Origin of the sequence: Streptomyces sp. NPDC051987 (assembly GCF_040680735.1) — a bacterium.
Lineage (GTDB): Bacteria > Actinomycetota > Actinomycetes > Streptomycetales > Streptomycetaceae > Streptomyces.
This window is the reverse complement of sequence record NZ_JBFAXI010000198.1, coordinates 1-2,037: the sequence shown is the minus strand read 5'-3', so window position 1 is coordinate 2,037 and position 2,037 is coordinate 1. Positions and strand designations below refer to the sequence as shown.

Here is a 2,037-nt window from a genome sequence, read left to right as displayed (position 1 = left end):
TGGGCGTTGGTCCCGCTCACACCGAACGACGACACGCCCGCCCGGCGCGCTCGGCCCTCCTCCCGGGGCCAGGAACGGGCCTCGGTGAGCAGTTCCACCGCACCTGCCGACCAGTCCACCTTCGGCGTCGGCTCTGCCACGTGCAGTGTCTTGGGCAGCTGCTCGTTGCGCAGCGCCATCACCATCTTGATCACACCCGCCACACCGGCGGCGCCCTGCGCGTGGCCGATGTTGGACTTCAGCGAGCCGAGCCACAGAGGTGCGCGGTCGCCTCGCTCCCGGCCGTAGGTGGCGATGAGGGCCTGTGCCTCGATCGGATCACCCAGCGCCGTGCCGGTGCCGTGCGCCTCCACCGCGTCCACATCGGCCGGGGTCAGCCGGCCGTCCGCCAGGGCCTGCCGGATCACCCGCTGCTGCGCGGGGCCGTTGGGCGCGGTCAGACCGTTGGAGGCACCGTCCTGGTTGACCGCGGAGCCTCGCACGACCGCCAGCACCGGATGTCCGTTGCGCCGCGCGTCCGACAGCTTCTCCACGAGCAGGACGCCGACACCCTCGGACCAGGCGGTGCCGTCAGCGGCGGCCGAGAACGCCTTGACCCGGCCGTCCCTGGCCAGCCCGCGCTGGCGGGAGAACTCGACGAACGTGTCCGGCGTCGCCATGACCATCACGCCGCTCGCGAGGGCCAGCGAGCACTCACCGTTGCGCAGCGCCTGGACGGCCATGTGCAGGGCGACCAGCGAGGACGAGCACGCCGTGTCGACGCTGATGGAGGGGCCTTCCAGACCGAGGGTGTAGGAGACCCGGCCGGACGCCACGCTGCCCGCGGTTCCGGTCAGCCGCAGCCCCTGGAGCTCTCCAGGCGCGTGCTGAAGACGGAGCGAGTAGTCGTGGCTGATGATGCCGGTGAACACCCCGGTGTCCGAGCCACGCAGCGTGGTCGGTTCGATACCGGCCCGTTCCAGTGTCTCCCAGCTCACTTCCAGCAGCAGGCGCTGCTGCGGGTCCATCGCGAGGGCCTCGCGCGGGGAGATCCCGAAGAAGCCCGCGTCGAACTCGCCGACGTCGTGCAGGAAGGCACCGCGGTCGACGTACGACCTGTCGACGGCGTCCGGGTCCGGGTCGAACAGGGTGGCCAGGTCCCAGCCACGGTTGTCAGGGAAGCCTCCCATGACGTCCGCGCCGTCGGCGAGCAGCCGCCACAGCGCCTCCGGGCTGGAGACACCGCCGGGGAACCGGCAGCCCATGGCGACGATCGCGATCGGCTCGTCGGCAGCCTTTGACCTCTCGCCGGCGCCGTCGGTCTGCCGCGCGGGAGCGGCCGCGGCGGACGGGTCCTGCTCGCCGATGCCGAGTTCGGCGTGGAGGTGCGCGGCCAGCGCGGCCGGGGTCGGATAGTCGAAGACGACGGTCGCGGAGAGCCGGACACCGGTGGCGGCCGTGAGCCGGTTCCGCAGTTCGACAGAGGTCAGCGAGTCGAAGCCCGCGTCCTTGAAGGCGCGTTCGGCGTCGACGGTGTTGCCGCCGGCATGGCCGAGTACGGCCGCGGCCTGGCCGCGGACCAGGTCCAGCAGCCGCAGTCGCTGCTCGTCCCGTCCCAGCCCGGCGAGTTCCTGGGCCAGCGAACCGGCTGGTACGGACCGGGTGGCCGCGGCCTTCCGGGCCTGCCGTACGAGACCGCGCAGCAACGGCGGTACGGCCTGGTCGGCCGCGCGGGAGCGCAGGCCCGCGAGGTCCAGGCGGGCCGGGACGAGGGCGGCCTCGGGCGAGCCCAGCGCCGCATCGAAGAGGGTGTTGCCGATCTCGGCGGTGATGCCGAGCATGCCGTCGCGTCGGTTGCGTGCCCGCGCGGCGGTGTCCAGCGTCGTGGCCATGCCGTCGGACCACATGCCCCAGGCGAGTGAGGTGGCGGGGAGTCCGAGGGAGCGGCGGTGCTCGGCGAGGGCGTCCAGGGCGGCGTTGGCGGCGGCGTAGTTGGCCTGGCCGGGGTTGCCCAGGACACCGGCGGCCGAGGAGTACAGCACGAAGGCGGCCAGGTCG

The 2,037-nt window shown here is 73.0% G+C and carries 1 protein-coding gene; it reads right to left on the bottom strand.

All coding sequences use genetic code 11. From position 1 onward, the window contains the following. A partial coding sequence (locus tag AB0M11_RS41265) for a beta-ketoacyl synthase N-terminal-like domain-containing protein (RefSeq protein WP_365714133.1) occupies positions 1–2,037 on the bottom strand: 2,037 nt, incomplete at both ends.